This window comes from Leptotrichia sp. oral taxon 215 str. W9775, assembly GCF_000469505.1.
Taxonomy (GTDB): domain Bacteria; phylum Fusobacteriota; class Fusobacteriia; order Fusobacteriales; family Leptotrichiaceae; genus Leptotrichia_A.
Genome location: NZ_KI272826.1, coordinates 84,030 through 103,049 on the forward strand (window position 1 = coordinate 84,030; position 19,020 = coordinate 103,049).

The 19,020-nt window shown below is 34.0% G+C and carries 20 protein-coding genes; all 20 read left to right on the forward strand.

Annotated elements, in window-relative coordinates; genetic code table 11:
- The first annotated feature begins 28 nt into the window (after window positions 1-28).
- The 20 genes from HMPREF1984_RS01395 (at window position 29) to rplQ (ending at window position 18,917) form a co-directional block, all read left to right on the forward strand.
- The gene (locus tag HMPREF1984_RS01395; protein ID WP_021766084.1) at window positions 29-1,603 is read left to right on the forward strand and encodes an L-lactate permease; all 1,575 of its coding nucleotides are present in this window, start codon (window positions 29-31) and stop codon (window positions 1,601-1,603) included.
- 76 nt (window positions 1,604-1,679) lie between these two features.
- Window positions 1,680-4,475: an isoleucine--tRNA ligase gene (gene ileS, locus HMPREF1984_RS01400; protein ID WP_036099393.1), complete on the forward strand. Its 2,796-nt coding sequence runs from the start codon at window positions 1,680-1,682 to the stop codon at window positions 4,473-4,475.
- A gap of 120 nt (window positions 4,476-4,595) precedes the next feature.
- On the forward strand, window positions 4,596-5,063 hold the full coding sequence (gene lspA, locus HMPREF1984_RS01405; protein WP_036099348.1) for a signal peptidase II: 468 nt from the start codon (window positions 4,596-4,598) through the stop codon (window positions 5,061-5,063).
- Window positions 5,064-5,217: 154 nt separating this feature from the next.
- Window positions 5,218-6,087, forward strand: coding sequence for a glycine--tRNA ligase subunit alpha (gene glyQ / locus HMPREF1984_RS01410; RefSeq protein WP_036099395.1), 870 nt, complete (start codon window positions 5,218-5,220; stop codon window positions 6,085-6,087).
- Between the two features lie 21 nt (window positions 6,088-6,108).
- Complete coding sequence (glyS, locus tag HMPREF1984_RS01415) at window positions 6,109-8,142, forward strand: glycine--tRNA ligase subunit beta (RefSeq protein ID WP_021766088.1); 2,034 nt, start codon at window positions 6,109-6,111, stop codon at window positions 8,140-8,142.
- 193 nt (window positions 8,143-8,335) lie between these two features.
- Window positions 8,336-9,421 carry an OmpA family protein gene (locus tag HMPREF1984_RS01420; RefSeq protein ID WP_021766089.1) on the forward strand — a complete coding sequence of 362 codons (1,086 nt, stop codon included), beginning with the start codon at window positions 8,336-8,338 and terminating at the stop codon, window positions 9,419-9,421.
- A 161-nt stretch (window positions 9,422-9,582) separates the two neighbouring features.
- Window positions 9,583-10,212 (forward strand): adenylate kinase, encoded by a 630-nt coding sequence (locus HMPREF1984_RS01425; RefSeq protein WP_021766090.1) that lies wholly within the window; start codon window positions 9,583-9,585, stop codon window positions 10,210-10,212.
- 124 nt (window positions 10,213-10,336) lie between these two features.
- A complete protein-coding gene (map, locus tag HMPREF1984_RS01430; protein ID WP_036099397.1) occupies window positions 10,337-11,110 on the forward strand; it encodes a type I methionyl aminopeptidase in 774 nt (257 codons plus the stop codon).
- Window positions 11,111-11,166: 56 nt separating this feature from the next.
- Window positions 11,167-11,532 (forward strand): DUF1304 domain-containing protein, encoded by a 366-nt coding sequence (locus tag HMPREF1984_RS01435; RefSeq protein WP_036099350.1) that lies wholly within the window; start codon window positions 11,167-11,169, stop codon window positions 11,530-11,532.
- A gap of 20 nt (window positions 11,533-11,552) precedes the next feature.
- Window positions 11,553-12,575, forward strand: coding sequence for a UDP-glucose 4-epimerase GalE (gene galE, locus HMPREF1984_RS01440; protein WP_021766093.1), 1,023 nt, complete (start codon window positions 11,553-11,555; stop codon window positions 12,573-12,575).
- 155 nt (window positions 12,576-12,730) lie between these two features.
- On the forward strand, window positions 12,731-13,441 hold the full coding sequence (locus HMPREF1984_RS01445; protein ID WP_036099352.1) for a peptidase E: 711 nt from the start codon (window positions 12,731-12,733) through the stop codon (window positions 13,439-13,441).
- 45 nt (window positions 13,442-13,486) lie between these two features.
- Window positions 13,487-14,512 (forward strand): low specificity L-threonine aldolase, encoded by a 1,026-nt coding sequence (locus tag HMPREF1984_RS01450; protein WP_021766095.1) that lies wholly within the window; start codon window positions 13,487-13,489, stop codon window positions 14,510-14,512.
- Between the two features lie 88 nt (window positions 14,513-14,600).
- On the forward strand, window positions 14,601-15,410 hold the full coding sequence (locus HMPREF1984_RS01455) for a Cof-type HAD-IIB family hydrolase (RefSeq protein WP_021766096.1): 810 nt from the start codon (window positions 14,601-14,603) through the stop codon (window positions 15,408-15,410).
- A 156-nt stretch (window positions 15,411-15,566) separates the two neighbouring features.
- Window positions 15,567-15,785 carry a translation initiation factor IF-1 gene (gene infA / locus HMPREF1984_RS01460; protein ID WP_021766097.1) on the forward strand — a complete coding sequence of 73 codons (219 nt, stop codon included), beginning with the start codon at window positions 15,567-15,569 and terminating at the stop codon, window positions 15,783-15,785.
- A 26-nt stretch (window positions 15,786-15,811) separates the two neighbouring features.
- Window positions 15,812-15,925, forward strand: a complete 114-nt coding sequence (gene rpmJ / locus HMPREF1984_RS01465) for a 50S ribosomal protein L36 (protein WP_036099354.1) — start codon at window positions 15,812-15,814, stop codon at window positions 15,923-15,925.
- A 179-nt stretch (window positions 15,926-16,104) separates the two neighbouring features.
- Entirely contained in the window at window positions 16,105-16,470 is a 366-nt protein-coding gene (gene rpsM, locus HMPREF1984_RS01470; RefSeq protein WP_006807645.1) for a 30S ribosomal protein S13, read from the forward strand.
- Window positions 16,471-16,493: 23 nt separating this feature from the next.
- Window positions 16,494-16,883, forward strand: a complete 390-nt coding sequence (gene rpsK / locus HMPREF1984_RS01475; protein ID WP_021766098.1) for a 30S ribosomal protein S11 — start codon at window positions 16,494-16,496, stop codon at window positions 16,881-16,883.
- Window positions 16,884-16,911: 28 nt separating this feature from the next.
- Complete coding sequence (gene rpsD, locus HMPREF1984_RS01480) at window positions 16,912-17,499, forward strand: 30S ribosomal protein S4 (protein ID WP_021766099.1); 588 nt, start codon at window positions 16,912-16,914, stop codon at window positions 17,497-17,499.
- Window positions 17,500-17,529: 30 nt separating this feature from the next.
- Entirely contained in the window at window positions 17,530-18,498 is a 969-nt protein-coding gene (locus HMPREF1984_RS01485) for a DNA-directed RNA polymerase subunit alpha (protein ID WP_036099356.1), read from the forward strand.
- Between the two features lie 29 nt (window positions 18,499-18,527).
- Window positions 18,528-18,917 (forward strand): 50S ribosomal protein L17, encoded by a 390-nt coding sequence (gene rplQ / locus HMPREF1984_RS01490; RefSeq protein ID WP_021766101.1) that lies wholly within the window; start codon window positions 18,528-18,530, stop codon window positions 18,915-18,917.
- The last annotated feature ends 103 nt before the right edge of the window (window positions 18,918-19,020 follow it).

A 19,020-nucleotide genomic window follows, 5' to 3' on the forward strand; every position in this document is an offset into this window, starting at 1 on the left:
TATGAATAGAGAAAGAAGGTAAAGAGAGATGAGTTTATTTTTAATTGGGCTTGTGCCTATAATTTTGTTTTTGGTTTTATTGGCAGGATTAAAAAAATCTGCAATGTTCAGTGCGTATACTAGTTTATTGACTGCGATTGTTTTAACATTTGTTGTTCCAGCATGGAGAATGCCGGTACAGGGGATACTTGCTTCCATACTGGAAGGATTTGCGGTAGCGTGGATGCCAATAGGATTTGTAGTTATTGCGGCGTTGTTTGCATATGATCTGTCAGTAAAAACAGGAAAAATCGAAACAGTAAAAAAGATGCTGGGAAATATTACAACAGATAAAAGAGCGCAGGCGTTAGTACTGGCATGGGGATTTGGAGGATTCATAGAAGGTATAGCAGGATATGGAACAGCAGTTGCAATTCCTGCGGCAATAATGGTGTCACTAGGATTTAATCCATTGAATGCGGCGTTGATATGCCTTATAGCAAACTCTACACCAACAGCATTTGGTACAGTAGGACTGCCTGTTACAACAATGGTTTCAAAACTGGGACTTGACAAGGCAGGGAACTTTACACCTCTGTTTACATCATTGTTATTACTTATATTGACATGCCTGATTCCATTTATTATTGTTCAAATGGCAAATAAGGAAATAGAAGGTGGAAAAAATCCTGCATTTGGAAAAGGAATAATTCCGGTAATTATAGCTTCAATTTTGGGATATCTTATACAGCCTGCAATAGCATTTACAATGGGAGCAGAGCTGACAACAATATTATCAAGCTTACTTGCAATGATATTAATGATAGTGTCTATAAAAATGTTTGTTAAAAATGATGAGGGATTTGAAAAGGCTCATGTTACAGGACAGGAAGCTATTCTTGCGTGGCTGCCTTATATTCTGATGATAGTACTTATAGTGGGAACAAGTCCGGTTGTGGAACATATCCATACAATGCTGGAACCTACTACTACTAAATTTAACTTTGCTTTAGGAAATCAGAAAGCATGGTTTAATGACGGAGGAGATCCAAGTGTAACATTTAAATGGTTATTAGCTCCTGCGGCACCATTATTTTTAGCAACAGTAATTGCAGGATTTATACAAAGAGCTAAAATAAAGGACATGGGGGAAGTGCTGTGGCATACAACAGTTCACAAAATTCCTTCATTAACAGTAATTATGGGAATAGTTGCATTATCAGTAGTTATGAAACACAGTGGAATGATACAAAGTATAGCTGACGGATTTGTAAGCCTTACAGGAAAAGGATTCCCGCTGATTTCACCATTCCTTGGAACAATAGGAACATTTGTTACGGGAAGTGACCTTTCATCAAACTTGCTGTTTGGAGATCTGCAGCATAGTGTTGCTGAAGGACTGAAACCAGGAAGTGACATGTTGAAATCATTGTTTATAGCTGCAAATACTGCAGGAGCAACAGGAGGAAAAATGATATCACCTCAAAATATTGCAATAGCGGCTTCTACTGTTGGACTTGTAGGACAGGAAGGGGATATGCTGAAATTTACTATTAAATACTCAATAGTTTATGCAATAATTTTAGGTATACTTGTATTCATCGGAAGCGGAATGATAGCTTAATTATAAAAAAATGGTAAAATGGAATATGAGGGCGGCGATGAGCCCTCATATAAACAACAAAAAAATTGGAGGAGAAATGTCAGAAGAACAGAATGTTGAAAAGGTAGATTATGCGGGAACGTTAAATTTACCGAAAACAAGCTTTAAAATGAAAGCAAATCTGGCTCAGAAGGAGCCAATCACTCTAAGGGACTGGAATAAGGCAAATATTTATGAAAAATCCCTGAAGGAAGACAAAGGATATTTCATATTGCATGATGGACCGCCATATGCAAATGGTAATATTCATATAGGACATGCCTTGAATAAAGTTCTGAAGGATATAATTTTAAAATATAAAAGATTGAGAGGCTATAATGCTCCGTATATTCCTGGATGGGATACACATGGACTGCCGATAGAATGGAAAATCATGGAGGAACTTGGAGAAAAGGCTAAAAGCATGACTCCACTTCAAATAAGACAGGAATGTAAGAAATATGCACTTAAATGGGTAGAAAAACAGAAAGCAGAATTTATAAGACTGGGAGTTCTAGGAAACTGGGATGATCCTTATGTTACATTAAGACCTGAATATGAAGCGGAACAGCTGAAAGTATTCAAGGAAATATATGAAAATGGATATGTATATAAAGGGTTAAAACCTGTATACTGGTCACCAACTACAGAAACTGCACTTGCTGAAGCGGAAATTGAATATAAGGATGTTGAATCACATTCAATTTATGTAAAATTTGAAGCAGAGCAGGATTTACTTGATAAACTTGGAGTAGATGAAGCAAGTATCCTAATATGGACAACTACTCCATGGACATTGCCGGCAAACTTGGGAGTGTTCCTGCATCCTGAATTTGATTATGGACTTTATAAAACAGAAAAAGGAAACCTGATTTTAGCAAAAAGTCTTGCTGAAACAGTGTTTGCAACACTCGGATTATCTTATGAGCTATTGAAGGAATTTAAAGGAACAGAATTGGAAAAAACACATTACAGACATCCATTCTTAGATAGAAATGGATTAGTAATGCTTGGAGACTATGTAACTGCAGATGCAGGAACAGGAGCAGTCCATTCTGCACCTGGGCATGGGGTGGATGACTACAACTATGCATTAAAATATAATATAGGAATATTGTCTCCTGTTGATGACAGAGGTCACATGACAAAAGAAGCAGGTAAATACGAAGGTATGTTCTATGCAAAGGCAAGCAATGTAATAGTGGAAGACCTTACTGAAAGTGGCCATCTGCTTCACCACAGTAAATTTACCCATTCATATCCCCACGACTGGAGAAGTAAAAAGCCTGTAATTTTCAGGGCAACTGAACAGTGGTTTATAAGTGTTGATGAAAGCGATATCAGACAGAATGCGCTGGATGCACTGAAGGATGTTGAATTTGTTCCTGAATGGGGGAAAAATAGAATTAATGCAATGCTTGAAACAAGACCGGACTGGACTATTTCAAGACAGAGAGTATGGGGAGTACCGATACCTATATTCTATAACAGGGAAACAAATGAAGTTATATATGAGCCTGAAATAATGGATAAAGTTATTGAGTTAGTAAAAAAAGAAGGAACTGACATATGGTGGAAATATGAAGCTGAAGAAATCATAGGGGAAGAACTGCTTGAAAAATATAACCTGAAAGATACTCCATTAAGAAAAGAAAGAAGTATAATGGACGTATGGTTTGATTCAGGAGTTTCACACAGAGGAGTTCTTGTGCCAAGGGAATTGCCAAGACCTGCAGACCTTTACCTTGAAGGAAGTGACCAGCATAGAGGATGGTTCCAGTCATCACTGCTGACTTCGATAGCAAGTACAAAGGATGCACCATATAGAAGAATACTTACTCACGGATTTGTAATGGATGGACAAGGTAGAAAAATGTCAAAATCATTGGGAAATACTATACTTCCTAAAGATATTACTGAAAAATATGGAGCTGATATTCTGAGACTTTGGGTATCTTCAGTAGATTACAGGGAAGATGTAAGAATTTCTGAAAATATACTTCAGCAAATGTCTGATGCATATAGAAGAATAAGAAATACTGCAAGATTCCTTATGGGAAATTTAAGCGATTTCAATTATTCAGAAGACAAGGTTGAATATAATGAAATGTTTGAAATTGATAAATGGGCTATGCATAAGCTTGAAGAATTAAAGGAAAAGACTACAAAATATTATGATAAATATGAATTTTACAGTTTATTCCAGGAAATAACATATTTCTGTTCAATTGAAATGTCTTCTTTCTATCTGGATATAGTAAAAGACAGACTTTACTGTGAAAATAAGAAATCTCTTGAAAGAAGAAGTGCACAAACTGTACTGACAGAAGTGTTAAGAGTTCTTGTAAGGGTAATTTCTCCTGTGCTGTCATTTACGGCAGAAGAAATCTGGGAAAGAATACCTGAAAGTATAAAAGAGGAAGAAAGTGTTCATTTAACTTCATGGATTGAAGCAAATCCTGAATATAAAAATGAAGGACTTGCTAAAAAATGGGAAAAGATATATCATTTAAGAAAAGAAGTTAATAAAAAGCTTGAAGCTGAAAGACAGGCCGGAATGATAGGGCACTCACTTGATGCAATAGTTCTTCTTAATATATCAAATGATGAATATGCATTCCTGAAGGAATATACAGAAGCTGAAGTTTCTGACCTGTTTATTGTTTCACAAGTTAAGTTTGTAAATGACAGATTAAATGAAAGTGAAATAGATGGAATTACCATCGCTGTAGAAAAAGCATCTGGAGAAAAATGTGAAAGATGTTGGAAATATGATGAGGAAGTTGGTCATGACCACGAACATACAGATGTATGTCCGAGATGTGCCAAAGTTCTTAATTCTTTGGAAAAATAGCAATTAAAAAGAGGGTGTCTCAAAATTTGAAAAAAATAGGTTTACATTATTTTTTAAGTTTTTTTGAGACAGCCTCAGCAAATAAATTTATTTTTTCAAAATAGGAAAAAGGAAGGAAATATGCTTTATATAATAATTATTACAGTCCTTACGCTGATTGATCAATTCACAAAATCTGAGATGCTGTCTGTGGCAGATGGAAGTATTGGGTATTCGATACCAGTTATACCAGGATTTTTTCACTTTACCTATGTGGAAAACCATGGAGGAATTTTTGGACTGTTTCAGGGGAAAATTGGGGTATTTACAGTTGTCAGCTTACTTTTATTAGGGTATATAGTATTTACAGAGTATAAAAACTTTAAAAACTATACAAAATGGACAAAAATAGGAGTTTCCATAATAGCCGCAGGAGCCATAGGAAATATGATTGACAGAATATTCAGAGGGTTTGTCGTGGATATGATAGACTTTAACGGATTATGGCATTTTGTATTTAATGTTGCAGATATGTATGTGCATATAGGTATTTATATTATTGTAATAGACTATCTTGTAAGAAAACATATGGAAAAGAATAGAAAATAGTCCATGTGGATGTCTCAAAATAGGAAAAATATAATAAATAAAACTATATTTTTCATTTACTAAAATTTTACTCATATAAAAGAGCCTCATGCTGATTTTAACTGATATATATTTAAAATATTTAAATAAAAAAATAAGGAAAGGATGGAGACAAATGACTTTTCAGGAAATAATACTTACGTTGCAGAAATTCTGGGGAGAAAAAGGTTGTGTAATCGGGAATCCTTATGATGTGGAAACAGGAGCAGGAACATTTAACCCTGACACATTTTTAATGTCCTTAGGGCCTGAACCTTGGAAGGTTGCATATGTTGAACCGTCAAGAAGACCAAAAGATGGAAGATATGGAGAAAATCCAAACAGAGTTTATCAGCATCACCAGTTTCAGGTAATCATGAAACCGTCACCTGAAAATATCCAGGAGCTTTATCTTGAAAGCATGGTAGCTTTAGGAATAGATCCGAAGAAGCATGATATAAGATTTGTTGAAGATAACTGGGAAAGTCCTACGCTTGGAGCATGGGGGCTAGGATGGGAAGTATGGCTTGATGGAATGGAAATTACGCAGTTTACTTATTTCCAACAGGTAGGTGGACTTGAAGTGGAAATAACTCCGGCTGAATTGACTTACGGACTAGAAAGAATAGCTCTTTATCTTCAGGACAAGGAAAATGTATATGACCTTGAATGGACAAAAGGAGTAAAATACGGAGAAAGACGTTTCCAGTATGAATATGAAATGTCCAAATACAGTTTTGAAGTGGCTGATGTACCTATGAATTTCCAGCTGTTTGACATGTATGAAAAGGAAGCGTTGAACTGCCTTGAACATAAGCTTGTATTACCGGCATATGATTATGTTCTGAAATGTTCCCATACATTTAACAATCTTGATGCAAGAGGAGCCATCAGTACAACTGAAAGAATGTCGTATATTCTTAGAGTCAGAGATTTAGCAAAAAGATGTGCAGAACAATTTGTAGAAGTTAGAAAAGGATTGGGATATCCTTTACTGAAAAAGTAAAAAGGAAAGAGAGGAGATTATATGGATTTTCTTTTTGAAATAGGACTGGAAGAGCTTCCTTCCAGATATGTAGATGAAACTGAAGCAAATTTGAAAAAGATAATGACAGAAAAATTGACAGACGAAAGAATTTCATTCTCTGATATCGAATCCTTCAGTACACCGAGAAGGGTTGCTGTTATTGTGAAGAATATTGCTGAAAAACAGCAGGATCTGGATAAAAAAAGTGTGGGACCGTCAATAGAAATTGCTTACAAGGACGGAAAACTTACAAAAGCAGGAGAAGGATTTATAAAATCCCAGAATGCGTCTGAAAGCGATGTTAAAATTGTAGAAAATGAAAAGGGAAAATATATTTCAATTGAAACATTTATTGCGGGAAAGGCAACTGAAGAGGTACTGCCGGAAATTCTGGACAGTGTTGTAAGAAAAATAGAATTTGAAAAATCTATGAAATGGAGCGACAGAACATTCAGATTTGCAAGACCTATAAAATGGTTTGTAACACTTTTAGGAGACAAGGTGCTGCCTTTTGAATTTGAAGGGATAACAGGAAGCAATAAAACAAGAGGTATGAGATATTTTGCATCTCAGGATGCTGAAATACCTGCTCCGGCACAATATGAAGAAGTACTGGAGAAGAACTGTGTCATAGCTAAAAAAGATAAAAGAAAAGAAGCAATTCTTAAAAGTATAAAAGAAAACTGCGAAAACGACGGAGACGTTGCAGTAGTAAACAACTATCTTCTGGAAGAGGTTATAAACCTTGTGGAATATCCTTATGCAATTAAGGGGGAATACAACAAGGATTATTTACTGCTGCCTGAAGATATTACAACTATTACAATGGAAACACACCAGAGATATTTCCCTGTGAGGGATAAAAATGGAAAACTGACAAACAAGTTTATCCTTATAAGAAATGCTCCTGAATATTCTGAAACTGTAAAGAAGGGTAATGAAAAGGTTATAGAGCCAAGACTTGCAGATGCAAAATTCTTCTTTGATGAGGATTTAAAAGGTAAATTTTCAGATAATGTGGAGAAATTGAAGGAAGTTACATTCCAGAAGGATATGGGAAGTATCTATGACAAGGTGGAAAGAAGTAAAAAAATAGCGGAATACCTTGTAGATGAACTTAATCTTCAGGATAAAAAGGAAAATATACTGAGAACAGTTGAGCTTGCAAAAGCAGATTTAGTATCAAATGTAATAGCAGAAAAGGAATTTACAAAACTTCAGGGATTCATGGGTTCAATTTATGCTGAAAAGCAGGGAGAAAACAAGGATGTTGCGGCAGGTATTTTTGAACATTACTTGCCAAGATACCAGGGAGATACATTGCCTGCCACAATAGAAGGAGCAATTGCAGGAATAGCTGATAAAATTGATACGGTTACAGGATGCTTTTCTGTTGGTTTAAAGCCTACAAGTTCGAAAGATCCGTATGCATTGAGACGTGCAATACAGGGAATAGTGTATGTCACATTGAATTCTAAGCTTGACTTTAATTATAAAAAGCTGATTGAAAAAGCATATGAAATTTTTTCGGAAGATAAAAAAATTCTTTCAGAAAATGTAGTTCAGGATATTACAGAATTCTTTAAACAGAGGGTTGTAAACGTTCTTTCTGAAAAATATAGCAAGGATTTGATTTCATATGAAATTGATCTTGAAGACAGTGTTGTAAAACTGGATGAAAGACTGGCAGTCCTTTCTGAACTGTCAAATACAGAGCATTTTAAAACACTGATAAATCTTCTGAAACGTGTAAAAAATATAGTTAAGGAAGAAAAAGAGAACGATACATTGCTTGATGAGTCGTTATTTGAAAAAGAAGAGGAAAGAAACCTTTACAAATTCAGTAATGAGCTTGAAGCACTTGAAAATCAGGAATTTTCAGTTTATATAAAGACATTGCTTGAAAAATCTGATATAATAGATGAATACTTTGATAATGTAATCATTAATACAGAAAACAGTAAAATAAAAAATAATAGGATTGCACTGATGAAAAAAATAGAAAATTCTATCGAAAAAATAATGATTATATAAGGAAAGATTGAAAAATATTAAAAGTGAAAAATAGTTAAATTCCTTAATTTTAAAGGGATTGAAAAAAAAGTAAAATAAAAAAATTAAAAAACAAAAAAAGAGTTGATTTTTTTAGCAACTTATAGTATAATCTTAGAAGAAAGTTAGGGAAACTATGAAATTAAATGATTTGAAATATCAAGGAGGAAATTAAATGAAAAAGTTAGTTATTTTAGGGACAGCTTTATTAGCATTAAATGCTATAGCGTCTGAAGGACAATTGAAATTCGGATACGATTTCAGTAGAGATGCAAAATATGGTGAAGGAGAAAACCTTAAATTTAAAAAAGGACCAGTTCTTGGTGCAGAATACATCTTCGATAACCAAGGAGAATTTGAATGGGGAGTTGGAGCTGAATACAAATTATCTTCAAATTCAGGAAAATTAAAAGATAAATTCAACAACAAACAATTTAGAAGTGCACCTGTGTATGCATTAGGAAAATTCAACCTAGTAACTACACAATCTGGAAATGATGCTTTATACGTATTAGGAAGAGCAGGATATAACTTCGCTAATGAAGCTAGAGAATTAGCTTCTGATACAGATATTTCTGGTGGATTATATGGAGCAGTTGGATTAGGAACTGAATTTGGACCAGTTTCATTAGAAGCTTTATATGAAAAAGCAGGATTCTCAGAAAAAGATAGAACAACTGGAGATAGAGAAAGAAATTCATTAGACACATTTGGAGTAAGAGTTGGATACAGATTCGGTCAATTGAAAAATGACAGAGGACCAAAAATAGTTAAAGAAGTTGTTACTGTTGAAAAACCAGTAGAAGTTGTAAAACCAGCTCCACAACCAAAAGTAATTGGTGCTAAAACTGTTGAATTACCATTCAGCTGTTCAGCAAGCGAAAAGAAATGTGTAATCAGAGGATTTAAAGTTGACGGAAGAGTACCTAACGAAGCTGAAGCTAGAGATTTAGGAACTATCGCAAACGTAATCAACCAATTCGCTGAAGGTGGATCAATCGATTTCGTTGGACATACAGATTCTACAGGATCAGATGCTTACAACCAAAAATTATCAGTATCAAGAGCACAAAACGTTGCTAGATTATTGAAAGAATATGGATTGAAAAACACAGTTTCTTACGGAACTATCACAGGAAGAGGAGAATCTCAACCAGTTGATACTAACAACACAGTTAAAGGAAGATACAATAACAGAAGAGTTGAATTATTCTTCCAAAATGTAGATTTCGAAAACGTAAGATTTGTTGATGGAAACTAATTTTAAATAATATAGAATTGCCTTGAAGTTTTACTTCAGGGCTTTTTTTTGTTTTATTTATTCAATTTTTTCAAAAAATGTGGTAAAATAAATAACAGATAGGGAAACTACTAATATAGAAAGGAGTCACGGTTAAGTAACATATATCGTGTGAAAAAAATATGAACATAGTATTATTTGGAGCTCCAGGAGCAGGAAAAGGAACTCAGGCGAAAGAACTTATAAAAAAATATGAAATACCTCAAATTTCTACAGGAGATATTTTAAGAGCGGCAATAGCAAATAAAACTCCGTTAGGATTAGAAGCAAAAAAACTTATGGATGAAGGTAAACTTGTATCTGATGAAATAGTAAACGGACTTGTAGAAGCAAGACTTCAGGAAGATGACTGCAAAAAAGGGTTTATTCTTGACGGATTTCCTAGAACTGTTGCTCAGGCCGAGGAATTAGATAAAATATTGGAAAAATCCAACAGGGAAATTGAAAAGGTAATTGCCCTTGATGTAAGTGATGATGAAATAATAGAAAGAATTACAGGAAGAAGAGTATCTAAAAAGACAGGAAAAATATACCACATAAAATATAATCCGCCTGTTGATGAAAATCCGGAAGACCTTGAACAGAGAGCTGACGACAATGAAGAAACAGTGAAAAAAAGACTGGCAGTTTACAATGAACAGACAGCTCCGGTTTTAGATTTCTATAAAAAACAGAACAAGGTTTATTCTGTGGATGGAGCAAAAAAACTGGATGAAATAACAAAGGATATAATCGAAATATTGGAGAAATAGTAAAATAAAGTGATTATATTTATCAGAATCTGAAATAAAGTTTCTGATAAAATTTTAAAGAAAAAGCCCATTTTTAACAGGAATTATTTTCAAATAACTAAAAATGGCAGAAAGAGTAAGTACAATGATAATTTATAAAACAATGGATGAAATAAAAAAGATAAAAAAAGCAAATGAAATTATAGCGAGACTGTTTGAAGATGTACTGCCTCAGTATATTAAGCCGGGAATAAGTACACATGAACTGGATCAGATAGCGGAAGACTACATGAGATCTCAGGGTGCAATTCCAGGGACAAAAGGATATGATATAGGAAGACCTTATCCTCCGTATCCGGCAGCTACATGTATTTCTGTAAATGAAGTTGTAGTGCATGGAATTCCAAGTAAAAAGCAGATCCTGAAAGAGGGAGACATACTGACAGTTGATACAGTTACGGTGCTTGACGGATATTTTGGAGATGCGGCAATAACTTATGCTGTAGGAGAAATAGACGAAGAAGCAAAAAAACTTATGGAAGTTACTAAAAAGGCCAGAGATATTGGAATTGAAGCGGCACGTGCCGGAAATAGAATAGGTGACATAGGGCATACTATTCAGGAATATGTGGAAAGTTTTGGATTTTCTCTTGTAAGAGATTTTGCAGGACATGGTGTCGGAAAAGAAATGCACGAAGACCCAATAATTCCAAACTATGGAAAAGCTGGAACTGGTGCAAAAATTGAAGATGGAATGGTAATTACTGTTGAGCCTATGGTAAATGTAGGGACTTACAAGGTAAAAATACTTCAGGATATGTGGACAGCTGTCACAAAAGACGGTAAAAGATCTGCCCAGTATGAACACAGTCTTGCAATTGTAGATGGAAAACCTTTAATATTAAGTGTAAAGGACTAGAAAATATTAGTATAAAATAGCCGTTTACAGAAAGTTTAATATATTGGAGGTTGAAATTGGGTATTATTGCTGGATTGTTAATATTGCTTGTGGCGGTGGAGCATATCTATATTCTGATTATAGAAATGTTCTTCAGTGAAAGCAAAGTTGCCCAGAGAAGTTTTGGGCTTGAAAAAGAGTTTCTTAAAGATGAAAGAGTAAAAATAATGATGGCTAATCAAGGACTATATAATGGATTTCTGGCGATGGGATTAATATGGAGCATATTTGAGACAGGTGTATTTCAGATTCAGCTTGCCATATTTTTTCTGTCATGCGTGGTGTGTGCGGCAATATATGGTGCTGTTACAGTTTCATACAGAATTCTTCTTATGCAGGGAGTTCCTGCTATTTTGGCTTTGTTGGCTATATTTGCTATATAAAATAAAGGAGAAATTACACTATGGAAACAGTTTTGGTAACAGGAGGAGCAGGGTACATAGGCTCCCATACAGTACTGGATTTGATAAAAAAAGGTTTCGATGTTATTATTGCTGATGATTTCAGCAATTCAAGTAAAAAAGTTATAAGTATTCTGGAAAGGCTGGCAGACAGGAAAATAAAATATTATGAACTGGATATACGTAATAAGGAAGGTTTAAGGGAAGTTTTCAAGGAAAATAAAATTGATGCTGTCATTAACTTTGCCGGATATAAGGCGGTAGGTGAATCAGTTGAAAAGCCTCTTATGTATTATGATAATAACCTAATAGGAATGATAGTTCTTCTTGAAGTTATGCAGGAATTTTCAGTGAAAAAACTTGTGTTCAGCTCTTCAGCTACGGTTTACGGTATTCCAAAGGCAATGCCATTAGTGGAAGACAATGACATGGGAGCTACAAATCCTTATGGAAGAACAAAACTTATGATAGAGCATATTCTTGTGGATCTGGCCGCATCAGATGATTCATGGGAAATAATAGCATTAAGATATTTCAATCCTCTAGGTGCACATGAAAGTGGAGATATAGGGGAAGACCCTAATGGAATTCCTAACAACCTTGCACCTTACATCACTCAGGTGGCAGTAGGAAAACTTGAAAAATTAAGCGTATTCGGAGATGACTATGATACACCTGATGGAACATGTATAAGGGACTTTATCCATATAAATGACCTGGCGGCAGGACATTCAGCCTCAATTAAATATCTTGTTTCAGGAAAAGGTAAAGGATTTGAAGCGATTAATCTTGGAAGCGGAAAAGGATATAGTGTCCTTGAAATAGTTGAAAATTTTGAAAAGGCGGTAGGAAAGAAAATACCTTATGTCATAGCAGGACGTCGTGCAGGGGATATTCCAGTATCTTATGCACGTATAGATAAGGCTAAAAATCTGTTAGGTTGGGAACCTACATATACAATAGAGCAGATGTGTGCAGATTCATGGAACTGGCAGAAGAAAAATCCTAATGGATATAAGGATTAGTACATAAATATTTTTAAAATTATTAAAATGAAGAAATGGAACTGTAAAAAATGGGGAGATAAAAATAAGTCTGTAAAGGTGATTTTAATGTATTTTCTTGTTTGTTCAGTTCCATTTTTGCAACATATACTATAGTCAGAAAAGGAGAAGGACTTATGGGAAGAATAGTGGCTATAGGCGGAGGAGAAATAAAAGATGGAGAGACTTTAAACATTGACAAATTTATAGTTTCACTTTCTGGAAAAGAAAGACCTTCGCTGCTCTTTATTCCTACTGCGAGTCATGATGCGGAGGGATATATTGAAACTGTTAAAAAAGTTTACGGAGAACTTGGATGTGATGTAAAAATTCTCTATCTGACAAAGGAAAATATTGAAGAGGATGACATAAGAGATACAATATTAAAATCTGATATTATATATGTTGGAGGGGGAAATACAGAATATATGATGAAAATCTGGGAAAAATATTCAGTAGATAAATACTTGAAGGAAGCATATAAGAAAAATATTGTGCTTTCCGGACTAAGTGCAGGGTCACTATGCTGGTTTAAGGCTGGATTCAGTGACAGTGAATTTATTGAAGGGATAGATAGACCGAGGTATAAATGGGTGAAAGGACTGGGTATTTTACCATATCTGAATAATGTCCATTATGAGGAAGAGGAAAGAAAAGAATTTGATGAAATAATGAAAAAAGAAAGTACAGATGCGATTGCACTTGAAAGTAATGTTGCATTTGTTGAAATGGATGGAAAAACTTTTTATATAAGGGCAGACAAAAAAAGAAGTGCATATTATTTTTTGCGTAAGGGAAAGAATCTGGAAAAACATATGATAAAAGAAGAGGAGTATTTAGATATCTAAATTTACATAATGCAAGTATTTAAATGAAGTTGAAAGGAGAGAGACATGCTGTATTTTGCAAATGATTACACAGAAGGAGCCTGCAAGGAGATACTGGATGCATTTATAAGGACAAATGATGAGAAGCTTCCGGGATATGGAACTGACAAGTATACTTTAAGTGCGAAGGAGAAAATAAAGAAGGCGTGTAAAAATGATAATGCAGATGTGTACCTTTTAACAGGAGGAACCCAGACAAATGCAGTTGTAATAGATGCCCTGCTGGAATCTTATGAAGGAGCTGTTGCAGCTGAAACAGGCCATATAAACGTACATGAATCAGGAGCGATAGAATTCACAGGCCATAAGGTGATGCCACTACCTCAGCATGAAGGGAAAATAAATACTGTAGAATTAAGAAAATTCATTGAGACATTTTACAATGATCAGAACCATCAGCATATGGTCTATCCTGGAATGGTTTATATTTCCCACCCTACAGAATACGGAACTCTTTATACAAAAGAAGATTTAACGGAACTTAGTAAAGTCTGCAGAGATTATGGAATACCTCTGTTTGTGGACGGAGCTAGACTTGGATATGGCCTGATGGCTAAAAATACCGATGTTACACTGGAAGTTTTATGTGAGCTGTGTGATGTGTTTTACATTGGAGGAACAAAAATAGGGGCATTGTCCGGAGAAGCAATTGTCTTCACGCATAATAATGCACCAAAAAATTTCGTCACATTTATAAAACAGCATGGAGCATTGCTTGCAAAGGGAAGACTTCTGGGAGTGCAGTTTGACACGCTGTTTACAGATAATCTGTACTTCAGGATAAGTAAACATGCCATAGAAATGTCGGAAATATTAAAAAGGGAACTGGCTGAAAAAGGATACAGATTCTACTTTGAATCACCTACAAATCAGCAGTTTATAATAGTTGAAAACAGTAAAATGGAAGAGCTTTCAAAACGTGTTGTATTCAGCTTCTGGGAAAAATACGATGAAAACCATACAGTTATAAGATTTGCCACAAGCTGGGCAACCAGAAAGGAAGATGTGATAAAACTTATGGAATTGTTATAAATAAAGCTTTTCTGTAATTACAATACTGAACTGGAAAATATTAAATTTAGTTAATATAATGAAAGAAATCTAAAAATGGAGGAAAAGAATGGAGTATAAACTGATTGCTACTGATATGGATGGAACATTATTAAATGATGAACATTTCACTTCAGCAGGAAATATTGAAGCAATAAAAGAGATTCAGAAAAAAGGGGTGAAGTTCGTTCTGGCAAGCGGAAGACCAAGTTTTGCAATGTTTGAATATGCTAAAGAACTGGAAATGGATAAACTTGGGGGATATGTATTGGCATTTAACGGTGGTCAGCTTATAGATATGACTGATAGGAAAATGATTTTTCATGAAGGGCTTGACTGGGAAGATATAAGAAAAATATACGAACTTTCATGTGAAATTGAAATTCCGATGGTTTTATATGGAGATGATACTGTTTATGCAAGCAAGGATACTGAAAATACAAGATTTGAAGCAAAACTGTGCGGAATGAAGTTTACAGAGTTTGGAAGTCTTGAGGAACTTAAAGGCTACGGAATTGACAAAACTACAAAATCCATGCTTATAAGCGATCCTGAAACAGTAAAAAAAGCGGAAGAACATATGAAATCAAAATATGGAAATGACTATTTTATAGCAATATCCAAACCTATCTTTCTTGAAATTGCAAATAAAAATATAAATAAAGGTAAAACATTGAGAAAGCTGGGAGAGTTAATAGGTATAAAAATGGAAGAAATGATAGCTGTAGGAGACAGTTATAATGATATTCCGCTTCTTGAGGTGGTAGGTATGCCGGTTGCAGTTGCCAATGCAAATGACGAAATAAAGGCAATGTCAAAGTTTGAAAGTACTTCAAATAATGATGATGCATTAAAGACAGTTATTGAAAAGTTTTTTTAGTAATAAATAAAGATAGACAAAACAGAAAAAAAATCGTATAATATTACGATTACACTAATCAATTAGAGTAATTCAAAAAAATTGTTCAGAATGTGAAAAAAAACTGGACATTTTTTTGGAGTTTTGATATAATTGAAAGGATCCGAGGTGAGTTTTATGGCAAAACAAGATGTACTTGAGTTAGAGGGTGAAATTTTAGAAGCTCTACCAAATGCCATGTTCCAAATAAGATTAGAAAATGGACATGAAGTATTGGGACATATCTCAGGTAAAATGAGGATGAACTATATTAAGATTTTGCCTGGAGACAAGGTAACGGTTGAAGTTTCGCCGTATGATCTGTCAAGAGGAAGAATCGTGTATAGGAAAAAATAACATTTTTATTGGAAGGAGGGTTTTTAATGAAAGTAAAAGCTTCAGTAAAACCTATCTGTGACAAATGTAAGATCATCAAACGTCACGGGAAAGTAAGAGTAATATGCGAAAACCCTAAACATAAGCAAATACAAGGATAAGAAAGACAAATAAGCAATCTGAAAAAATTTTTATTTAAGTTATATATAATTCGAGAGAGATATGATATAAAATAAAAATTGTAAAGATATGTTTGGCTGTAGGGCTTATTCCTTAGGTTTTTTATGTAAGGGCATATTGAAGAAGGTTAAAAATATCAAAAACAGAGGAGGAAAAAAATTTGGCTAGAATAGCGGGAGTAGACATTCCAAGAAACAAAAGAGTTGAAATTTCATTAACTTATATCTTTGGAATAGGTAGAAGCACTTCAAACGAGATTTTAGAAAAAGCAGGTGTTGACAAGGACATCAAAGTAAAAGATTTAACTGAAGAACAAGTAGGGAAAATCAGAACAATAGTTGAAGAGTACAAAATCGAAGGGGAACTTAGAAAAGAAATCAGACTTAATATCAAGAGATTATTGGATATTAAGAGTTACAGAGGATTAAGACACAGAAACGGACTACCTGTAAGAGGACAAAAAACTAAGACAAACGCAAGAACTAGAAAAGGTCCAGTTAAAATGGCAATAGCTAAGAAAAAATAATTAAGTTAAGGAGGAAACCATAAGTGGCTAAAAGACCAGCAGTTTCAAAAAAGAAAAAATTAAAAAATATTCCTAATGGGATAGCATATATACATTCTACTTTTAATAATACTGTTGTAACTATAACAGATTCTGAAGGAAAAGTAGTAATCTGGAAATCAGGAGGAACTTCAGGGTTCAAAGGAACAAAAAAAGGAACTCCATTCGCAGCTCAAATAGCGGCAGAACAAGCAGCGCAAGTTGCAATCGAAAATGGAATGAAACAGATAGAGATTAAAATAAAAGGACCGGGATCAGGAAGAGAAGCTTCTATAAGATCAATTCAGGCTACAGGTCTGGAAGTAACGAGAATAGTTGATATAACTCCGGTACCTCACAATGGTGCAAGACCACCTAAAAAGAGAAGACCGTAAATTTATTAAATAAGGAGGAAATAGATAAATGGCAAGAGATAGACAGCCGGTGTTAAAAAAATGTAGAAATCTTGGTTTAGATCCAAGCGTTCTAGGTGTAAATAAAAAGTCAAACAGAAATATAAGACCAAATGCAAATAGAAAATTAACAGAATACGGAACACAAATGAGAGAAAAACAGAAAGCTAGATTTGTGTACGGAGTAATGGAAAAACAATTCTATAAATTATATGAAGAAGCAACAAGAAAAGAAGGAGTAACAGGGGAATTATTACTTCAATACTTGGAAAGAAGATTAGATAATGTTGTATACAGATTAGGATTTGGAGCAACAAGAAGACAGGCAAGACAAATTGTCAGCCATGGTCACGTATTAATAAATGGAAAAAGAGTTAATATAGCTTCTTACAGAGTAAAACAGGGAGATGTAATTTCTGTTAAAGAAGATTCTAAAGAAATTTCAATCATCAAAGAATCAGTAGGACAGAAATCAGTTCCAGGATGGTTGTCATTAGAAGAATCTACATTAACAGCTAAAGTACTTGAAAATCCTGGAAGAGATGCAGTTGATTTCGATGTAAATGAATCAATGATTATCGAGTTCTACTCTAGATAATAATATTATAATCCAAGGAGATGATTTAGCTTGTTGAATATAGAAAAAATAGCTAAAAATATAAAGTTAACTGAAGAAAAAGAGGGAAGACATTCCGCTAAATATATACTGGAACCTCTTTACAGAGGGTACGGAAATACTATAGGAAATGCTTTAAGAAGAATATTATTATCATCAATACCTGGATCTGCAATAAAAGGACTTAGAATAGACGGAGTATTAAACGAATTTTCTACAATACCTGGAGTAAAGGAAGCTGTTACTGACATTATATTAAATGTTAAGGAAATAGTTGTTGAACTTGATGAACCAGGAGAAAAGAAGATGTTCTTATCTGTTAAAGGTCCTAAAGTTATTACAGCAGCTGATATAAAAGTTGAGGCCGGTATAAAGATTATAAATCCTGAGCAAGTTATTGCAACTGTTACAACTGATAAGGAAATAAATATGGAATTTTTAGTTGATTCAGGAGAAGGGTTTGTAGTTTCAGATGAAATAGATACTGAAGGTTGGCCTATAGGATATTTAGCAGTAGATGCAATATATACACCGATTAAAAAGGTAAATTATAGAGTAGAAGATACTATGGTTGGTAGGGTTACAAACTATGACAAATTAGTTCTGGAAATTGCTACTGATGGAAGTATTGAAATACAGGATGCACTTTCTTATGCTGTAGAATTACTGAAAATACATGTTAATCCATTTACTAATATTGGAAATAACATGAGTAAATTCAGAGGCAGCGAAGATGAAGCGACAGCAACAAATACTGAAACTGAAAATAATATAGAAGACATGAAGATAGAAGAACTTGACTTCACTGTAAGATCTTACAACTGTCTGAAAAAAGCAGGAGTAAACACTATATCTGATCTTACTTCAATGTCATATATTGAATTATTAAAGATTAAAAACTTAGGTAGAAAATCTTTAAATGAAATAATAGATAAAATGAAAGAACTTGGCTACGATTTAAGTGAAGAAGCCGGTAATTAATAAAATAGTATCAAGGAGGGAAGAAGTAGATGAATCATAATAAATCATATAGAAAATTAGGTAGAAGAAGTGATCATAGATTAGCAATGATGAAAAATATGACTATTTCTTTAGTAAATGCCGAAAGAATTGAAACGACAGTTACAAGAGCGAAAGAATTAAGAAAATTTGTTGAAAAAGTGATAACATTAGGAAAAAAATACAATAATTTTAATCTTGAAAATAATGATGAAAGAGCAAAAGCTATTCACTTGAGAAGACAGGCGTTCGCATTTTTAAGAAATGAAGAAGCTGTTGCTAAAGTTTTCAAGGAAATTGCACCTAAATACATGGATAGAAATGGTGGATATACAAGAATTATTAAAACTGATGTAAGAAGAGGAGACTCTGCTGAATTAGCAATAATAGAATTAGTGTAGTTTAAATAAAAATTTTTTTTGAAAAGTCGATATTTTTTAGGGGTATCGGCTTTTTATTGTAAAAATATCAAATATATCGGAAAGGAATATACAGATTTTATAC